At 74.4% G+C, this 17,918-nt stretch carries 12 protein-coding genes; 2 read left to right on the top strand and 10 right to left on the bottom strand.

Annotated elements, in window-relative coordinates:
* The first annotated feature begins 61 nt into the window (after positions 1-61).
* Positions 62-379 carry a hypothetical protein gene (locus tag ACIQOW_RS09255; RefSeq protein ID WP_401081688.1) on the top strand — a complete coding sequence of 106 codons (318 nt, stop codon included), beginning with the start codon at positions 62-64 and terminating at the stop codon, positions 377-379.
* A 78-nt stretch (positions 380-457) separates the two neighbouring features.
* Here ACIQOW_RS09255 and ACIQOW_RS09250 read toward each other — a convergent pair whose 3' ends face one another.
* From ACIQOW_RS09250 to ACIQOW_RS09225, 6 genes are all read right to left on the bottom strand, one after another.
* The gene (locus ACIQOW_RS09250) at positions 458-1,375 is read right to left on the bottom strand and encodes a phosphotransferase family protein (protein ID WP_401081685.1); all 918 of its coding nucleotides are present in this window, start codon (positions 1,373-1,375) and stop codon (positions 458-460) included.
* Complete coding sequence (locus tag ACIQOW_RS09245; RefSeq protein ID WP_401081682.1) at positions 1,372-2,109, bottom strand: HAD family hydrolase; 738 nt, start codon at positions 2,107-2,109, stop codon at positions 1,372-1,374. Before ACIQOW_RS09245 ends, ACIQOW_RS09250 begins: the two co-directional genes overlap by 4 nt.
* Positions 2,106-3,224 (bottom strand): hypothetical protein, encoded by a 1,119-nt coding sequence (locus ACIQOW_RS09240; protein WP_401081679.1) that lies wholly within the window; start codon positions 3,222-3,224, stop codon positions 2,106-2,108. The genes ACIQOW_RS09245 and ACIQOW_RS09240 overlap by 4 nt, the downstream gene beginning before the upstream one ends.
* A gap of 30 nt (positions 3,225-3,254) precedes the next feature.
* On the bottom strand, positions 3,255-4,523 hold the full coding sequence (locus ACIQOW_RS09235) for an MFS transporter (RefSeq protein WP_401081676.1): 1,269 nt from the start codon (positions 4,521-4,523) through the stop codon (positions 3,255-3,257).
* Positions 4,520-7,201: a lantibiotic dehydratase gene (locus tag ACIQOW_RS09230; protein ID WP_401081673.1), complete on the bottom strand. Its 2,682-nt coding sequence runs from the start codon at positions 7,199-7,201 to the stop codon at positions 4,520-4,522. Before ACIQOW_RS09230 ends, ACIQOW_RS09235 begins: the two co-directional genes overlap by 4 nt.
* Before the next feature lie 178 nt (positions 7,202-7,379).
* Positions 7,380-9,929: a lantibiotic dehydratase gene (locus ACIQOW_RS09225; RefSeq protein ID WP_401081670.1), complete on the bottom strand. Its 2,550-nt coding sequence runs from the start codon at positions 9,927-9,929 to the stop codon at positions 7,380-7,382.
* Positions 9,930-10,271: 342 nt separating this feature from the next.
* Here ACIQOW_RS09225 and ACIQOW_RS09220 point away from each other — a divergent pair, with 342 nt between their 5' ends.
* Positions 10,272-11,117 carry a siderophore-interacting protein gene (locus tag ACIQOW_RS09220; protein ID WP_401081667.1) on the top strand — a complete coding sequence of 282 codons (846 nt, stop codon included), beginning with the start codon at positions 10,272-10,274 and terminating at the stop codon, positions 11,115-11,117.
* Between the two features lie 13 nt (positions 11,118-11,130).
* Here the strand turns inward: ACIQOW_RS09220 and narI are convergent, their stop codons facing one another.
* From narI to ACIQOW_RS09200, 4 genes are read right to left on the bottom strand one after another with little or no spacing between them, the layout of a single operon-like run.
* Positions 11,131-11,856 carry a respiratory nitrate reductase subunit gamma gene (gene narI / locus ACIQOW_RS09215; protein ID WP_401081664.1) on the bottom strand — a complete coding sequence of 242 codons (726 nt, stop codon included), beginning with the start codon at positions 11,854-11,856 and terminating at the stop codon, positions 11,131-11,133.
* Positions 11,856-12,527 carry a nitrate reductase molybdenum cofactor assembly chaperone gene (gene narJ, locus ACIQOW_RS09210; RefSeq protein ID WP_401081661.1) on the bottom strand — a complete coding sequence of 224 codons (672 nt, stop codon included), beginning with the start codon at positions 12,525-12,527 and terminating at the stop codon, positions 11,856-11,858. Before narJ ends, narI begins: the two co-directional genes overlap by 1 nt.
* Positions 12,524-14,116 carry a nitrate reductase subunit beta gene (gene narH, locus ACIQOW_RS09205; protein ID WP_401081658.1) on the bottom strand — a complete coding sequence of 531 codons (1,593 nt, stop codon included), beginning with the start codon at positions 14,114-14,116 and terminating at the stop codon, positions 12,524-12,526. The genes narJ and narH overlap by 4 nt, the downstream gene beginning before the upstream one ends.
* Positions 14,116-17,841, bottom strand: a complete 3,726-nt coding sequence (locus ACIQOW_RS09200; RefSeq protein ID WP_401081655.1) for a nitrate reductase subunit alpha — start codon at positions 17,839-17,841, stop codon at positions 14,116-14,118. Before ACIQOW_RS09200 ends, narH begins: the two co-directional genes overlap by 1 nt.
* Positions 17,842-17,918: the final 77 nt, after the last annotated feature.

Raw genomic sequence — 17,918 nt, 5'->3', positions numbered from 1 at the left:
GCGCCATCCGGGTGCGGCAACGGACCATCACGGGGCCGTCCCGGGTGGGAGGACGCACGTCATGAGTGGACAGGTGATTCCGGTCGGGGAACGGGGTCCCGCCGATCGCGGCGGTGGGCCGCTGGACGAGGTTCTCGACGGCGCCCGGCGGCTGCTCCCCGGCCTCGGGGTCGAGCGGCTGCGCGTGACGCGTCCGGGCGATGACGACAACGTGTACTTCCTCGGCGTCGGCTCCCGGACCGGGCGGGTCCAGGTCGATTCCGGCGAGCACGGGCAGCCGCCGTTCGTCGTGGAGGGTGCCGGCCGTATCCGCACCACCGATCCGGCGGAGGCCCTGGCCGCCGTCTGCCGGAAGTTCGGGGTCCACGGCGGTTCGTAGCGCGCACCGCGACGACCGGACCGCCGTCCCCGGGCAGGGGGCGGCGGTCCGGTCCTGTGCGCCGGGGCGGGGGCGGGATCAGCCCCCGAGCAGCTCCAGCAGGTGGCGGGAGCGGGCGACCAGGTCGGCGGCGCGGGCCGGGTCGGGCGCCACCGAGTGGAAGACCAGGGCCAGCATCACGGTGGTGTCGAGCCGGTGCAGCAGGGCCGCCCGGGAGTGCAGGTCGGGCAGGTCGGCGGAGTCGGCGTAGCCGGCCAGGATGCCGTCCGCGTCGATGCCGTTGTCCGCCAGCCTGGCGTACTCGGCGACCCGGGCCAGTTCCATCAGGACGGGGCCGACCAGGGCGTTGGACCAGTCGACGACGGCGCTGAGCCGGCCCCCGCTGCCGAGCAGGTTCTGCCGGCGGACGTCCAGGTGCAGCAGGCGCGGGTCGTCGGGTTCGGCTTCGAGGACCGCGCGGATCTCCCCGGGGCCGGGCAGCTCGGGCAGGTCGGCGTCGAGGTCGCGCAGGTGCGCGTGCCGGGTCGTCAGCCGCCTGGTGAGGAAGGACGGGAAGTCCCCCGGCTCCTGGTAGGCGAGCTTGACGGTCGGCGGCTCCAGCCGGTGGAGAGCGGCCAGGAAGCGGCCGACCTCCTTCGGGGCGACGGGCAGCCCGTCGTGCTCCACGTAGCCCGCGAGGGAGACGACCAGACCGTCCCCCAGGGTGATCAGTTCGAGCGCGGGCGCGGCGGGAAGGCCCCGGCCGGTGAGGAGCCGGGCGATCTCGTGCTCCTGGCGCACCAGGTCGCCGGCGTCGACCTCGCCGTAGGGCGCGGAGTAGACCCGGTGCCGGGGGATGCGCAGGGCGACCTCGCCGTGGGTGGCGCAGCGGGCGCGGTGGACGGCGAAGTCCACGCCCTCCCCGGCGAGGCCGAGGAGTTCGAGCCCCCGCTCCTCGGCCACCCGGACGGCCACCCGACGGGTGTCCAGCTCTCCGTGCTGGGAGTCGGTCGTCACTGGACGGTCCTTCCTGCGGGGATCGGGAGCCGGGCGGCGAGGGCGGCGAAGCCGTCCAGGGTGGTGACGCGCGGTCCGGTGAAGTCGGGGAAGCGAGCGTAGCGGTCGAGCAGGACGGGGTGCAGACCCGCCCCCCGGGCTCCCTCGACGTCGATGACGACCGAGTCGCCGACGAAGACGCACTCCTGCGGCGGGCGGCCGAGGCGCTCGCAGGCGAGGGCGAAGATCCCGGGGCCGGGCTTCTCCAGGCCGACCTCGCTGCTGATGACGACGGTGTCGAAGAGCCCGGAGAGACCGGTGCCGTCGAGGATGTCGCGCAGCCACCGGTCGAAGTTGGAGACCAGGGCGAGCCGGTGGCCGGCCGCGCGCAGCGCCCGCAGGCAGGGCACGGCGTCGGGGTAGGCGCGGTACTGGGCCGGGTCGAGGATGTGCCGGGCCGCGCGGTCGGCCGCCTCGGCGGAGTCGCTTCCCCCGGCCCTGCGCAGGGCCTCGCGGCAGAACCGGCTCCACATGGCCTGCCGTCGTCCGGGGTCGGGTTCGTCGTCGGGCCAGTCGCCTTCGGAGCCGATGGCCCACAGCGCCTGGCGGACGGCCGCGGCGTCGGGGGCGCCGGCCTCGCCGAGCCAGGCGGTGGTGAGCAGCTCGGGGATGGAGGGCGCGAGTTCGACGAGGGTGTCGGCGGCGTCGAACAGGACGGCGGGGAGGGCGGGGCCGGGCGTCGGCGCGGGGGTCATCGCAGTTCCTCGTCGGTGATCAGCATGGTGCACAGACCGCCCCGGGTGGCCTCGGCGGCGCTGCGGGCCGCCTCGGCGTCGGGCCGGTTCAGGACGAGGGTCTTCTCCGAGCCGGAGAAGTAGTCGCTCATCAGCACGGCGGTGGCCGGACGTCCGCTCAACCGGGCGGCCCGCAGGGCGAGTTCGACGTCACCCTTGTACATCTCGACCAGCACGCAGGTGATGCCGGCGGCGAGGTAGCAGGTGAGTTCGCCGAGGAACTGCTCGGCCGGGAGCTTGTGCCGGCTGTGCAGGCCGGAGAAGTAGGCGAAGGAGCGCCCGAACGGGTCGGTGCGGAAGCGGTCGGCGTTGCGGGAGGCGGCGAGCAGGCCGATCGGCACGCCGGGGGTCACCTCGATCTCCCGGTTGGTGACGGGCAGGCCGTCCAGGACGTCGTAGGTGTCCGGGTTCCCCTCGATGAGCAGGCCGACCCGGTCGACGCCCTTCTCGTGGAGGCCGCGCAGCGCGTCGTCCACGTGGTGGATGTTGGCGTCGAAGTCGCCGAACTCGTACGGGAGGACGTGCGCGGTCAGCCGGTCGTGGTCCGGCAGCAGCGGGAAGGTGTTGGCGTACGTCCAGTCCGACATGACGATGTCCTCGACGCCCTCCAGGGCCCGGACGGCGTCACGGGTGTCGGTGACGGTCCAGGGGCCGACGCCGACGGCCCGGACGGTCTGGACGGCGCCCTGGGGCCTCGGGCGACATCGTTCCAGTCGGCGTTCGATGGCGGTCCTCCTGCGGGCGAGGAACGCGTCGGGCATCACGAAGGACACCCCGGCCGGGCCGGCCCCGGGCGGTGCCTCCAGCAGGGCGGACTCGGTGGCCGCGGCGGCGAACCCGGCCAGCCCCCACCGGTCCCCGACGAAGGCGACCGGACGGCCCCAGCCGAGGGCGCCGAGCGAGGCGGTCAGGTCCTGTTCGAACCCGCGGGGCCGCAGCGCGACGAACCCGCCCGACACCGGGGAGACGGGATGGCGCTCCCCGCCGGCGGTCACGACGGTCCGGTTCCTGACCGCGGCGGCGGCACGGAACACCGCCATGCCGACCAGGGCGGCCTCATTCTCCACAAGGATCACAACTGTCCCTTCATCGCGGGTCAACACAGGTCATCGCAGGTCATCGCAGGACTGGGAATCCGACGATCGGCCGTCGGCGGGCGCGGCCGGGGTGGTCCGGGCGAGCCGGGCCTCGGCCAGCAGGGCGGGGACGACGAGCACCAGGGCGGCCACCGCCAGGAGGCTGCCGGCGAGGAACGCGGCGCGGGTGCCCCAGAGGTCGGCGAGCAGGCCGTAGAGGGCGGCGCCGAGCGGCATCGTGCCCCAGGCGAAGAGCCGGTAGACGCCGATGGAACGCCCCAACAGCTCCTCGGGCACCAGGGATTGGCGCACGGAGACGGCCACCACGTTCCAGACCATGATGGCGGCCCCGGAGGCGAAGTTGGCGGCGCCGACGACCCACGGGCTGGTGGTGGCCGCGATGGCGGGGCCGCAGGCGGTGACCACCGCGAGGGCGCCGGCGAGCGCGCGGGCGCGGCCCAGCCGGCGGGTGATCCGGTCGGCGACCGCGCCGCCCAGCACGCCGCCGAGCGCCGAGGCGGCGACGAACAGGCCGTAGCTGGACGCGGGGGCGTGCAGCACCTCCCTGATCAGCAGTACGAAGATCGCGATCTGCCCGAGGTAGACGGCGTTGACGAGTCCCGCGGCGAGCGTGAGCGCCCGCATCAGGCGGTCGCGGGCGACGAAGGCGATGCCCTCGGCGATCTCCTGGCGCAGCTTGCGGGGGGCGTCGGGACGGCTCGACCGGCTGGCCGGAAGGCCGCTGAGGAAGCCGGCGGACAGCAGGAACGAGACGGCGTTGACCAGCAGCGGTACGAACTGGCCGAGCCCGAAGAGCCAGCCGCCGAGGACGTGCCCGACCATGTCCCGGCTGAGCGTCTGGGAGGTGAACAGCCGCCCGTTCGCGGCGGGCAGGCGTTCGGCCGTCACCAGCGCGGGCAGCACGGCGAACGACGCGCAGTCGAACAGGACCTCGCCGATGCCGAGCGTCAGCGCGACCGCGACCAGGGGCCACAGGCGCAGCGCGTCGCTCAGCAGCAGGAGCACGGCGACGGCGAGCGCGCCGGCCCGCAGCAGGTCGGCCGCGACCATCAGCGCCCGCCGGTCCCAGCGGTCCGCGAGGGCGCCGGCCGGGAGGCTGAGCAGCAGCCAGGGCAGGGTGGAGGCGGCCGTCACCAGGCTCACCGCGAACGGGGAGCCGAGCAGGGCGGCGGCGAGCAGCGGCAGGGCCGAGAAGCGCACGCCGTCGCCCAGCGCGGAGACGGTCGAGGCCGTGAGCAGCCGCCGGTAGGCGGTCTCGCTCCCCGCGGTCCGGCTCATGCCGGTTGCCCGTCGGCTGCCCCGGCACCGCTCGCGGCGGAGGCCGCCGCGGGCCCGGCGAACACGGCGTAGCGCAGCTCGCTGGTGTACGAGGCCCCGTTCACCCGCAGCCAGCGCTGCTCGGCGGTCGGCAGCAGCTCGGAGATCACCACCGTCCCCTCGACCCCGCGCACCAGCCGGAAGAACTGCCGGACGATCAGGGGGGCGTCCCAGTCCACGTAGACGGGCTTGGGCTGGCCGGGCAGCTTCGCGAACACCCGGCGGGGCCACCCGTACCGGGCCCGCAGCCGGCAGACGGTGAGGTACTCGGCCGCGTCGTCGGCCTTCACCGGGCTGCCGGTGGGTGACCAGCCGCGCAGCTCGGAGGCGGGCACCCGCCACAGCTCGCGCTGGAGGACGGTGCGCCCGTGGCGGATCCGCGGCACGTGCGGGAGCCCGTCGAGTTCCAGGCCGTTGCCGCCGTGCAGCCGGGGGAACGCGAAGGGCGCCAGCGGGTCGTCCATGAGGGTGTAGCCGCCGGCCGGGGGCGCGAGCAGCCGCAGCCGTCCGGGCCGGCCCTCGGCGCGCAGCTCCAGCCGGTCGCCGGCGAGCACCAGGTGGAGGTCCGAGGGGTGCAGGACGTCGGCGCGGTCCTTCGGCGAGCGGCCGAGGATCTCCAGGTCGGGGCCGGGGAAGCGCTGCTGGGAGGCGGTCTTGTCCTGGTGGCCGCGTAGCACGTCCACCAGGAGTTCGTCCTCGTCCACCAGGGTCCGGTAGTGGGCGTACACCTCCTCGGCGAGCAGAGGGGAGCGCTCGGCGGCCTGGACGGACATGCTGCTGTGCGTCAGCAGGTCCCGGCCGGCGTGCAACTCTCCGACGACGATCTGGAGTTCGCCCGCGGCCAGGGCCTCGGGCCCGTCCGCGGCGAGCAGCACGTCCGGGTTGCAGAAGGCGGCGGGCTCGCGGGGGAGCGCGGCCCTGAGTTCGCGGACGGCCCGGTCCGGGACGACCACCTCGCGGGCCGCGGGGTCGGCGGTGCCAAGCAGGTGACCGGCCACGGTGGCCCGCAGCCGGTCCACCTCGACGGTCACCTCGGCACAGCGCAGGGCGAGTCGCTCGCGGTCCTCGACGAACGCGCGGTAGAAGTCGGCCAGCGGCACGGGCCGGTCCGGGCCGAATCGGTCGCGGAACCAGCGGGTGAGGAGGCCGGTCTCCAGCCGCAGCCGCAGGCGGGGGGCCGCGAGGGCGATCTCGTAGACGAACGCCAGCTCCTCGCTGAGCACGGCGGCGAGCCCGGAGCCGATCCGCAGGTCGTCGAGCTCGCCGTGGGCCTCCTCCCACACCACGCTGCGGTCGGCGTAGTGGTGGCCGCCGAAGCGGTTCGCCGGGCCGGCGGTGAGCTCCTCGAAGCGGGCCTTGAGGGCGGCGAGCGCGGCCGGCCGCTCGGGGTATGGGGCCTCGGTGAAGGCGGCGACGGCGGCCTCCAGGCCGGCTGTCCACTCCATCGCGGGGTGGTCCCCGGAGCCGGCGGCGAGGAGCTGTCCGCGCAGGGCGACGAGCGGCCGCGGGTCGCCGACGGGCACCTCGGGCCACGCGGTGACCAGGCCGCGGTCGGCGAGGTCCGCCAGCGCCTTGTCGAACCCGGAGCCGTCGTCGGTGGAGCAGCCGAGGGGCCCGAACCTCGCGTTCCACTCGGCGGCCAGCTCCTCGGCGGTACGGACGCCGTCGCAGTGGCGCAGCAGCCACTCCTGCGGCGGATCGACGGCGAACCCGCCGATCCGGTCGAACCGCCAGTCGACGCCCGGGGCGGCCTCCACCCCGCTCGAGTAGAGGTCGACGACTCCTCGGTCGCCGTCGCCCCGGCCGAGGAGGGCGAGCGGCAGCCGCCGGGGCCGGACGAGTCCGCGCAGCGCGGGGTCCTCGCCGAGCTTCCTGGCCAGCCGGGCCGCCGCCCAGTGACTGACGTGGGCGCGGCGCCGGACGGCGGATCCGCTCGTCCAGTCGAGCATCCCCTCGCCGCCGACCCGGGCGACGTTCAGCGGCCCGAAGTGCGAGTGGGTCTCGTTCTTCATGGTGACGCGCTGGAGGTACATCGTCAGCAGGTCGGTCATCTTCTGGGCGTGGGCGCGCCGGCGCCCGGTCACCGTGGGGTCGAAGGCGTCCAGCCAGGCGAGGAACTGGGGCGCGGCGGCGTCGTTCGACAGCAGCAGGACGTCCCTGAGCCGCTCGTCGGCGAAGGCCCCGGCGACGGCCAGCCGGCCCGCCCACAGCCGCTCCGCGTGGGCCTCGGTGAACTCCCGGCAGGTGCGCCGCAGTTCCGTGACGGCCTCCTGGAAGGCGGCCAACGGGCCGCTGCGGGGGCCGAGTTCGCGCAGCGCCGCCGCCAGGTCGGGCTCGGTCAGCGGCCGCAGCATGCCGATCGAGTTGCCGATCGCGTTGACGACGGGCCCGCTGAGGGCCACCGGGGAGCGCTTCAGCTCCTCCTTGGCCGCGGCCGCCGCCTCCAGCAGCGCGGCGTGCCGGTCGAGCAGGGCGCGGGCCTGGGCGTCGGCGCCCTCGTCGACCAGGCCGGAGAGCAGTTCGAGCGGGAACCCGGCCTGGCGGACGAGCGCGGTCGGCGCCAGTGACCACCGTGGTGAACTCGGGGCTGGGAGGGAACCGGGCCGGGCCGGCCGGTCCGGGCTGTCCGTGGTCGCCATCAGGGGAACCTCTCGGCTCGTGGGAGGGTGGGGAGCCCGTGCGGGCAGGGCACACCGACCGGCCGCGGGTCCGCCGACGGGCGGGTGCGAACGGGTACGGAGATGCGGGGAAAGGGGAGAAGGGGGCAGGGGAGAGGCGCGGGCCGACGGGTGGACCGGACCGCGACAGGGCTCCGGACTACGCGGGCGGCGCGTCCGTCCGGGAGAAGACCGTGCAGCGCAGCTCGCTGGTGTGGCGGTGCCCGGCCACGTCGAGCCAGAGCTCGTCGGGCCCGGGCAGCATCTCGCTGAACTCCAGCGCCCCCTCGGTCCCCTTGGCGAGCCGGACGAGCTGACGCACCAGCAGCGGCGCCTCCCAGTCCAGGAAGACCGGCTTGGGCTCGCCGGGGATCTTCACGAAACAGTGCCGGGGCAGCCCGAGCCGCTCGCGCAGCCGTACGGCCCCCAGGTGCGCCGCCGCGTCCGCGGCCACCGGGTGGCCGCCGGGCGACCACGGGCGCAGCTCGGCGACGGGCACCCGCCAGCTCTCGCGCCGCAGGACCACCCGGCCGCAGCGGATCCGCGGCACGTGCGCCAGGTCGTCGGTGCGGATGCCGATCCCGCCGAAGTGGCGGGGGAAGGCGAACACCGACAGCGGATCGTGCCGGATGCCGGGCCCGCCGGCGAAGGGGGACTTGAGGCGCAGCCGGCCGGAGACCCCGCGGGCGCGCAGTTCGAGGCGCTCGGGCGTCACCGTGATCGACAGCTGCGCGGGCTGGACGACCCGGTCGCGCGGCTTGCCGGAGCGTCCGTGCACCTCGACGTCCAGGCAGGGGTAAGCGAGCTGGGCACCGGTCTTGTCGAGGTGGGCGCGGGCCAGGTCGACGATGACCTCGTCGGGGTCCAGCAGGTCCTGGTAGCGCTGCTGCGCCTCGGCCACGATGCCGTCGGCGCGGGCGGCCAGCAGCGGGGCGAGGCTGGAGTGGGTCAGCGGGTCGCGCAGCGCGTGGCAGTCGCCGACCACGGCCGTGAAGTCCCCGTCGGCCAGGGCCCGGAGATCCCGCGCGGCGAGCATCACGTCGGGGCTGCACAGGGCCGGCACGTCACCGGCGTGCCGGGCGATCAGCTCTTCGAGGCGCGCCCGGTCGGCCCGCACCTCGCGCAGGTCCTGCTGCCCGTCCGGGAGCAGGACCTGCCGCAGCTCGCGCTCCACGGCGGCGATCTCGGCGTCCACCTCGGCGCAGGCGGCCTCCAGCTCCGGGCGGTCGGCGAAGAACGCCTGGTAGAAGTGGTGCAGCGGGACGTCCGTGCCGAGGGCGAAGCGGTGCTGCGCCCACCGCGTCAGGATCGCGCGCTCGCGCCGCATCCGCAGGCGCGGGGCGAGCAGGACGAGGCCGTAGACGGGCGTCAGCTCGCCGGTGACGAAGTCGGTGAGGCCGGGGCCGACGGTCAGGTCGCGCTGGGGGCCGTGCGCCTCCTCGTAGAAGAGGGAGCGGTCGGCGTAGTGGGTGCCGCCGGGCCGTTCGGCGGCGCCGCCGGTGAGCGTCTCGAAGTCGGACCTGAGCGAGGCGAGGAGGGCGGGCCGGTCGGCGGCCGCGGCGAGCGGGAACTCCGCGAGGAACCGGTCGAAGCGGTCCAGGGCCGCGCCGAGGTCGCTCGCCTCGCCGCCGGCCTCCGCGACCAGCTCGCGGAGCGTCTCCAGCGGCCGGACGGCGCCGATCGGGATCTCCGCCACCGTCACCAGCCAGCCGTCCGCCGCGGCCCTGCGCAGCGCCTCGTCGAGGTCGGTGCCGGGGCGCGCGGTGTCCGCCGCCCAGTCCCGGTGGAGTTCGCCGACGGTGCGCCGGGCGTCGCAGTGGCGCCAGAGCCAGTCGGCCGCCTCGTCCACGGGGGAGCTGCCGACGACCACGAAGCGCCAGTCGCCGGGCATGCCGGTCTCGGTGCGGAAGGCGAACAGGTCGATCCGGTCGCCGTCCCGGAAGGCCAGCGGGCGCAGCCGGGGGCGGACGTGGCCGCGCAGCCGCGGGTCGGCGCTGAAGGTCTCCGCGAGGCGTTCGGCCGCCCAGTGGCTGAAGAAGGCGACGCGCTCGATCGGGGTGTCCGTCCAGTCGAGGCCGTCGTCCGCGCCCCGGTCGCCGGTCCCGGCCTCGGCCCCGGTCGTGAGGGAGGCCACGCTGACCGGCCCGAAGTGGGAGGTGGTCTCGTTCTTGGAGGCGACCCGTTGCAGGTACATGGTGAGCAGGTCGGTCATCCGGCGGGCGGTGCGGTCCGACATCTCGCCGTCCCGGTCCAGCCAGGCCTCGAAGCGCGGGTAGTGGGCCTCGTTGGAGAGCAGCAGCACCTGCCGCAGCGCGGGGTCCTCGCGGAACAGCCGGGCGACGTGGTGCCGGGAGTCCTCCAGTGCCGCGGCGTGCCGCTGCTCCAGGGCGGAGACGCTTCTCTTCAGGGCCAGTACCGCGTCCTGGTACTCCGTCAGCGGCGCGGCGACGTCCGCCGGCAGTCCGGCGGTGTCCTCCCCGGTGAGGTCGCGCAGCAGGCCGAGCCGGGACAGCGCGCGCTGCCGGCCGCCCACGTCGCCCTGGCGCAGCGTCTTCGCCAGTCGATCGGCCAGTTCGGTGGCGCGGCCGGTCGCGGCCCGGATCGCCGAGAGCTCGGCGGCGAGGTCGTGTGCCAGCGGATCCAGCGTGTCCAGTGCGAAGCCCGCCTGTCGCAGGAGCCCGTGGCTCATCGCGGTCCAGGTTTCAGCCATGACTCATCCCCCATTGCGCACGGAGGTGCCCGGGCCTCGGGTCGTCGCCGGTCGTGGTGCGGGACCGGTGCCTGGTGCCACAGTGCCGCACGGACCGGCGGATGACCTTGAGCCGGTAGCTCCGTGTAGTCCCCCGGATTCGTAACTTCGATGGATCGTACTCAGCTTGACCGTGTTCTTCCAAGACCTGATCACGTGTGATTGTCGTCAAGCTTTCGCAGGCCGGGGTGGGTGTCCTCGATGGAGATCTTAGGTTAGCCTCACCTAAGCTACGGTGTGTGTCGACGGTGTACGGACCGGCACGGCCGCGGCGTCAGCCCGTTTCGCCGGAAGGAGCCCGACGTGTCCACCGTCACCGCCCCCGCCCGCTTCGCGCTCTTCCCCCTGCGCGTCGCCCGCACCACGACCCTCACCCCGCACCTGGTCAGGATCACCCTCACCGGCGAGAGCCTCGCCGGGTTCGTCAACGGCGGCCTCGACCAGCGGATCAAACTGCTGCTGCCGCTCGCCGGCCAGACCGAGCCGCTGATCCCCTCCGGCGACGGCGAGTTCGGCTGGTACCAGAACTGGCGGGGGATGTCCGCCGAGGTGCGCCCGGTGCTGCGCACCTACACCGTCCGCGCCCAGCGCCGCGACCCCGACGAGATCGACATCGACATCGCCGTGCACGGGGACCTCGGCCCCGGTTCCCGATGGGCCGTCAGGACCCGCCCCGGCGACCGGGTGGTGGTCTGCGGACCGGCCGTGGAGGAGGCCGGCGGCGTGGAGTTCCGGCTGCCCGACGACGCCGGCTGGATCCTGCTCGCCGGGGACGAGTCCGCGCTGCCGGCCATCGCCGCCATCCTGGAGGAGCTGCCCGGGCACCTGCCGGTCCGGATCTTCGCCGAGGTGGAAGGACCGGAGGACGAGGCCTACCTCCCGGCCCGTCGCCCGGGCGTCGAGACCGTCTGGCTCCACCGCCGGGCCGGCGCGCCGGGCCTCCCGGAGGCGGTGCGCGCCGCCCGGTTCCCGGCCGGGCGGCCGTACGCCTGGATCGCCGGAGAGGCCTCCTGCGTCCGGGAGTTGCGCCGGCACCTGGTGGGCGAGCGGGGAATCGACCGGCGCGCGGTCTGCTTCATGGGCTACTGGCGGGCCGGGCGCACCGAGGACCAGCGCGCCGAGGACGGCCCGGCGGACACCGAGGACTGAGGCCGGACTCCGCTCAGGTGTCGATGCCCTCCCAGCCGCGGCGCGCCGGGCGTTCGGCCGGCCGCCCGGCGGGCCGGTCGCGGTAGACGAGGTACGGACGGAACAGGTAGAACCACGGAGCGCTGAACATGTGCACCAGCCGGGTGTACGGGACGACGGCGATCACCAGCATGCCGAGCACGGCGTGGGCCTGGAAGACGGCCGGGACGGTGTCCCACAAACCGGTGTCGGGCCGCAGGGTGAACAGGCTCCGGGCCCAGGGGGCGATGGTGGCGCGGTAGTCGTAGCCCCCGCTGAGGTCGGAGGTGGCGAGCTTGGCGTACAGGCCGAGGCAGATCTCGCCGAAGAGCAGCAGGTACATCGCCTTGTCGTTGCGGGTGGTGGCCCGGAAGACGGGCGTGTTGGTGCGCCGGCGGTAGAGCAGGGTGGCCAGGCCCGCCACCGCGAGGACGCCGGCGACGGTCCCGCCGATCAGCGACAGCAGGTGGTAGGCGTGCTCGTCGACGCCGAGGGCGTCCGTCCAGCCCGCGGGGACGAACAGGCCGAGCAGGTGCCCGGCGAGGACGAACAGGATGCCGTAGTGGAAGGCGGGGGAGGCCCAGTTGAGCAGCCGGGACTCGTACACCTCGCTGGAGCGGGTGGTCCAGCCGAACCGGTCGTAGCGGTGGCGCCAGAGCAGCCCGAGGACGAGGGAGGCGAAGGCGAGGTAGGGCAGCGCGCCCCACAGGAAGGTGTTCATCAGCGGTCTCCGGCGATCACGGGGAGCTGGTGCAGGTGTCCGTACGGCGGCAGCTGTCCGTACGGCGGCAGTCGGGCTCCGGTGCCGACCTCCTCGCGGGGCGGGCCCGAGCGGGCGAGGGCGAGCGCCTGGGCGCGGTCGGCGGGGCGGGGGCCCGGCAGGGTGGCGCAGACGGCTGCGAGCGGGCCGGCGTAGGGGGTGCCGGCCTCCAGCAGGGCCAGGCGCAGCAGTTCCAGCCCGGGCCGGTGTTCGCGCAGCAGGTCGTCGGTGCGGGTGGCGGCGGCGAACTCCAGCACGACCGGGAGGTAGTCCGGCAGTTCGCCGCCGGCCTGGTCCAGGCCGTGGCGCCGGTAGGCCTCGCGGAACCGGAGCAGGGCGGCGCCGCGGCGCCGGGTGTCGCCGTCGGTCCACCAGCTCAGGTAGAGGCTGTGCCGGTCGGTGAAGTCGAAGACCTCGACGTAGTGCTCGGCCAGGGCGGCCGGGCCGACCCGCTCGGCGTGGTCGAGGAAGCGCCGCAGCCCGTCGGCCGCGGGGCCGGTGACGGCCTCGCGCAGCAGCGGCAGCCGCTCGTACAGCTCGGCGTCCGGGTGGACCAGGCAGAGCGCGGCGGCCTGGCGGACCACGGCGCGGCGGTGGGCGCGGCCGGTCGTCAGTCGTCCCCGGAGCGTCACCGGGCGTCCTCCTCGTGGTCGGCGCGCTGGCGTCGGCGCAGCGCGTGGAAGGACTCCAGCGAGACCATCGGCAGGGCCCGGCGGCCGGAGTTCTCGCCGAACGGTCCGCTGCCGCCCGGGGCGTCCTGGTGCCCGACGGCGCACTCGGTGGGGACGGCCGACTCCTCCAGCGCCCGGGCGTCGGGCAGGGCGGCGGTCGGGACGACGTACCGGTCCTCGTACTTGGCGATCGCCAGCAGCCGGTACAGCTCCTCGACGTCCTCCGCCGTCAGCCCGACGGCGCCGGGCCCGGCCGGGTCGGGCACCTCGCCGAGGTTGCGGGCGCGCTGGTGGGTGCGCATGGCGGCGAGCCGGCCGAGGGCCGCCCGGACGGGCTCCGGGTCGCCCGCGGTGAACAGGCCGGCCAGGTACTCGACCGGGATGCGCAGCGCGTCGATGGCGCCGAAGAGGTTGCCGGCGTCCTCGCCGTCGAAGCCGGTGGCGGTGAGCGCCTCGACCACGGGGGAGAGCGGCGGGACGTACCAGACCATCGGCAGGGTGCGGAACTCCGGGTGCAGCGGCAGCGCGACCCGGAAGCGCGAGACCAGGGCGTGCACCGGGGAGCGCAGGGCCGCCTCGATCCAGTCGTGGGCGATGCCGTCGCGCTCGGCGGCGGCCCGCACCGCCGGGTCGGCCGGATCCAGGAAGACGCCCAACTGAGCCTCGTAGAGGTCCCGTTCGTCGTGGACGGAGGCGGCGGCGGTGACCTTGTCGGCGTCGTACAGCAGCACCCCGAGGTAGCGCAGCCGGCCGACGCAGGTCTCCGAGCAGACGGTCGGCAGGCCGACCTCGATCCGCGGGTAGCAGAAGGTGCACTTCTCGGCCTTGCCGGTGCGGTGGTTGAAGTAGACCTTCTTGTACGGGCAGGCGGTGACGCACTGCCGCCAGCCGCGGCACTGGTCCTGGTCGACCAGGACGATGCCGTCCTCCGCGCGCTTGTACATCGCCCCGGACGGGCAGGAGGCGACGCAGGAGGGGTTGAGGCAGTGCTCGCAGATCCGCGGGAGGTAGAACATGAAGCTCTCCTCGAAGGCGAACCGCACCTTCTCCTCGGCCTGCCGGCGCACCAGGGCGACCATCGGGTCCTCGTCGGCGTGCTCGGGCAGGCCGCCGAGGTTGTCGTCCCAGTTGGAGCTCCACTCGATCTTCATCGGCTTGGCGGAGAGCAGCGAGCGGGGCGTGGCCACCGGGTAGTCGTCGCCGAGCGGGGCGTCGGTGAGCTTGTTGTAGTCGTACGTCCAGGGCTCGTAGTAGTCCTTGACGGTCGGCAGCACCGGGTTGGCGAAGATCCTGGCCAGCCGCTCGACCCGGCCGCCGGAGGTCAGGGTGAGCCGGCCGCGGCGGTTGAGCCGCCAGCCGCCCTTCCAGCGCTCCTGGTCCTGCCAGCGGCGCGGGTAGCCCTGGCCGGGGCGGGTCTCCACGTTGTTGAACCAGACGTACTCGACGCCGGAGCGGGTGGTCCAGGTCTGCTTGCAGGTGACCGAACAGGTGTGGCAGCCGATGCACTTGTCGAGGTTCATCACCATCGCGACCTGCGCCATGACACGCATCAGTACTGCACCTCCTGGGAGCGGCGGCGGATCACGGTGACCTCGTCGCGCTGGTTGCCGGTCGGGCCCAGGTAGTTGAAGCCCCAGGACAGCTGGGCGTACCCGCCGATCAGATGGGTGGGCTTGAGGAGGATCCGGGTGAGCGAGTTGTGGGTGCCGCCGCGCCGGCCCTCCCGCTCCGTCCTGGGGACGTTGACGGTGCGGTCCTGGGCGTGGTGCATGTACACCGTGCCGCGCGGCATCCGGTGCGAGACCACGGCCCGGGCGACGACGGTGCCGTTGCGGTTGACCGCCTCCACCCAGTCGTTGTCGGCGACGCCGACGGCGGCGGCGTCGTGGTCGCTCATCCAGATCAGCTGGCCGCCGCGGGAGAGCGAGAGCATGAACCAGTTGTCCTGGTACTCGGAGTGGATGGACCACTTGTTGTGCGGGGTCAGGTAGCGGACCGTCACCTCGTGCTGCCCGTCCGGGCCGAGCACGGGTTCGCCGAACAGCCGGTGCATGTCCAGCGGCGGACGGTACACCGGCAGGGCCTCGCCCAGCTCGTGGATCCAGTCGTGGTCGAGGAAGAAGTGCTGGCGGCCGGTCAGGGTGTGCCAGGGCTTGAGGTGCTCGGTGTTGAGCGTGAACGCGGTGTACCGCCGCCCGCCCGCCTCGCTGCCCGACCACTCCGGCGAGGTGATCACCGGGACGGGCGCGGCACTGGTGTCCGCGTAGGCGACCCGCCTGCCCTCGTGCTCGGCCGCGAGCTGCGCCATCGGCTGCCCGGTGCGCTGCTCCAGGGTGTGGAAGCCCTGGACGGCGAGGCGGCCGTTGGTGGTGCCGGACAGCGCGAGGATCGCGTCGGCGGCCTTGACGGCGGTGTCCAGCAGCGGGCGGCCGTCCGCCGGCCCGCCGCGGGCGGTGCCGTTGGCCGCCGCCAGGGCGGCGATCTCGTCGTCCGGGTGCAGCGCGATGCCCTTGGCGGGCAGCCCGAGCCGTTCGGCGAGCGGGCCGAGGGCCGCCATCTTCGCCGCGACCGCGGGGTAGTCGCGCTCGACCACGGTGAGGCTGGGCAGGGTGCGCCCGGGCACGGGCTCGCAGTCCCCGGCGCGCCAGTCCGGGGCGGTGCCGCCGGGCTGGGCGGTCTCGCCGGGGGTGTCGTGCTGGAGCGCGGTGGCGACCAGGTCGCGGCGGGTGCCGAGGTGGGTGACGGCCAGTTCGCTGAACCGCCGGGCGATGGCGTGGAAGGCGTCGAAGTCGGTCCTGGCCTGCCAGGGCGGGTCGATGGCGGGGGCGAAGGCGTGGACGAAGGGGTGCATGTCGGTACTGGACAGGTCGTGCTTCTCGTACCAGGTGGCGGCCGGGAGGGTGATGTCCGACAGCAGGGTGGAGGAGGTCATCCGGAAGTCCAGCGAGAGCAGCAGGTCGAGCTTGCCCTCCGGGGCCTCCTCGCGCCAGCGCACGTCGCGCGGCCGCACCGGCTCGGGGGCCTCGGCGGCGCGCAGGCCGGAGTGGGTGCCGAGCAGGTGCCGGGTGAAGTACTCGGCGCCCTTCGCTGAGGAGCCGAACAGGTTGGAGCGCCACAGGGTGAGCACCCGGGGCCAGTTCTCCGGGGCGTCCGGGTCCTCTCCCGCGAACTTCAGCGTCCCGGCCCGCAGTTCGGCCACCGCGGCGGCGACCGGGTCCGCTCCGTCGCCGAGGTCCAGCGGGTTGCGGTCGAAGGTCGGGTACGAGGGCATCCAGCCGGTGCGGGCGGCCTGGGCCAGGCAGTCGGCGCCGGTCATCCCCCGGAAGGCGCCGGAGCCCAGCGGGGAGGCGAGCACGTCGGCCCTGAAGTGGTCGTAGCGCCACTGGTCGGTGTGCAGGAAGAACCAGCCGGTGCCGATCGCCTGCCGGGGCGGGCGGGACCAGTCGGCGGCCCCGGCGAGCGTCGCCCAGCCGGTGGAGGGCCGGCACTTCTCCTGCCCGACGTAGTGCGCCCAGCCGCCGCCGTTGCGGCCCTGGCAGCCGGTCAGCTGGAGCAGCGCCAGGAAGGAGCGGTAGATCGTCTCGGAGTGGAACCAGTGGTTGGTGCCCGCGCCCATCAGGATCACGCAGCGGCCCCGGGACTTCTCCGCGGTGGTGGCGAACTCGCGGGCGATCCGGGCGCAGGCCGCGGCCGGCACCGAGGTGTGCCGCTGCTGCCAGGCCGGGGTGCCCGGCGCCTCGGCGTCCTCGTAGCCGGTCGGCCAGACACCGGGCAGGCCCGGGCGGGCGACGCCGTACTGGGCGAGCAGGAGGTCGAAGACGGTGGTCACCAGCGGGCCGTCCGCACCGCCGAGCCGGCGGGCCGGGACGCCCCGGCGCAGCACCTCGCCGCGCCCCTGGCCGTGCTCGCCGCCCTCGGTATCGAAGCGCGGCAGCAGCACCTCGACCGCCTCGCCCCCGCGCCCGTGCAGGGACAGGGCGGGCCGCAGGCCGTCGAGGTCGAGGTTCCAGCGGCCCTTGCCGGACTCCGTCCAGCGGAAGCCCAGCGAGCCGCCGGGCACGGCGGGGCCGTCGGTGGCCTCGTCCAGCACCACCGTCTTCCAGGCCGCGCCCTCGCCCCCGTCGCCGAGGTCGGCGGCCCGGAGGAACTTGTGCGGCACGTACCCGCCGTCCCGCTCGGCGAGGGTGACCAGGAACGGCAGGTCGGTGAACCGCCGGACGTAGTCGGTGAAGAAGGGCACCTCGCGGTCGACGAAGAACTCCCTGAGCAGCACGTGCCCCATGCCGATCGCCAGTGCGGCGTCGGTGCCCGGGTGGGGGTGCAGCCACTCGTCGGCGAACTTCGCGTTGTCGGCGTAGTCGGGCGCCACCACCACGACCTTCTGCCCCCGGTAGCGGGCCTCGGCCATCCAGTGGGCGTCCGGCGTCCGGGTGACCGGCACGTTGGACCCCCACATCAGCAGGTACGCCGCGTCCCACCAGTCGCCGGACTCCGGCACGTCGGTCTGGTCGCCGAACACCTGCGGGGAGGCCACCGGGAGGTCCGCGTACCAGTCGTAGAAGGACAGCATCGGCGCGCCGATCAGGCTGTGGTAGCGGGCGCCGGCCGCGTGGGAGACCATCGACATCGCCGGGATCGGGGAGAAGCCGGCGATCCGGTCGGGGCCGTACGCCTTGATGGTGTGCACCTGGGCGGCGGCCACGATCTCCACCGCCTCGTCCCAACTCGCCCGCACCAGACCGCCCTTGCCGCGCGCCCGCTGGTAGCGGCGACGGCGCTCCGGATCGGCCTGGAGGTCCGCCCAGGCCAGCACCGGGTCCCCGAGCCTGGCCTTCGCCTCGCGGAACAGCTCCAGCAGCACACCGCGTACGTACGGGTAGCGCACCCGGCTCGGCGAGTAGGTGTACCAGGAGAACGCCGCCCCGCGCGGACAGCCGCGCGGCTCGTACTCGGGGCTGTCGGGGCCCACCGACGGGTAGTCCGTCGCCTGGGTCTCCCAGGTGATGATGCCGTCCTTGACGTACACCTTCCAGCGGCACGACCCGGTGCAGTTGACCCCGTGGGTGGAGTGCACGACCTTGTCGTGGCTCCACCGGTCGCGGTAGAAGACGTCGCCCTCCCGGCCGCCCTCGACCTCCACCCGGTGCAGGTCGGCGGAGGCCCTCCCCGGGCGGAAGAACCGTCCGGCCCGCAACAGGAGCGCGCCCGGCTCCGCCGGTTCAGGCGGTTCGGGCGACTCGGGCGGTTCGGACGGTTCGGGCGGCGACTCAGCCATGACGGACTCCTGACCACTGCTGACCACGGATCGACCGGGGACCAAGTTATGCGGTCGAAGCAGACGAATCGCCACAA

The organism is Kitasatospora sp. NPDC091335, from assembly GCF_044757205.1.
Classification (GTDB): domain Bacteria; phylum Actinomycetota; class Actinomycetes; order Streptomycetales; family Streptomycetaceae; genus Kitasatospora.
Note: the sequence above shows the minus strand (reverse complement) of the source record. Positions and strands in the feature narration are given on the sequence as shown.

What these genes read in the sequence shown, in the direction of transcription:
- ACIQOW_RS09255 (WP_401081688.1), top strand. Translation starts at nt 62, where the DNA reads ATGAGTGGACAGGTGATTCCGGTCGGGGAACGGGGTCCCGCCGATCGC.
- ACIQOW_RS09245 (WP_401081682.1), bottom strand. Translation starts at nt 2,109, where the DNA reads ATGACCCCCGCGCCGACGCCCGGCCCCGCCCTCCCCGCCGTCCTGTTC.
- ACIQOW_RS09235 (WP_401081676.1), bottom strand. Translation starts at nt 4,523, where the DNA reads ATGAGCCGGACCGCGGGGAGCGAGACCGCCTACCGGCGGCTGCTCACG.
- ACIQOW_RS09230 (WP_401081673.1), bottom strand. Translation starts at nt 7,201, where the DNA reads ATGGCGACCACGGACAGCCCGGACCGGCCGGCCCGGCCCGGTTCCCTC.
- ACIQOW_RS09225 (WP_401081670.1), bottom strand. Translation starts at nt 9,929, where the DNA reads ATGGCTGAAACCTGGACCGCGATGAGCCACGGGCTCCTGCGACAGGCG.
- narI (WP_401081664.1), bottom strand. Translation starts at nt 11,856, where the DNA reads ATGAACACCTTCCTGTGGGGCGCGCTGCCCTACCTCGCCTTCGCCTCC.
- narH (WP_401081658.1), bottom strand. Translation starts at nt 14,116, where the DNA reads ATGCGTGTCATGGCGCAGGTCGCGATGGTGATGAACCTCGACAAGTGC.
- ACIQOW_RS09200 (WP_401081655.1), bottom strand. Translation starts at nt 17,841, where the DNA reads ATGGCTGAGTCGCCGCCCGAACCGTCCGAACCGCCCGAGTCGCCCGAA.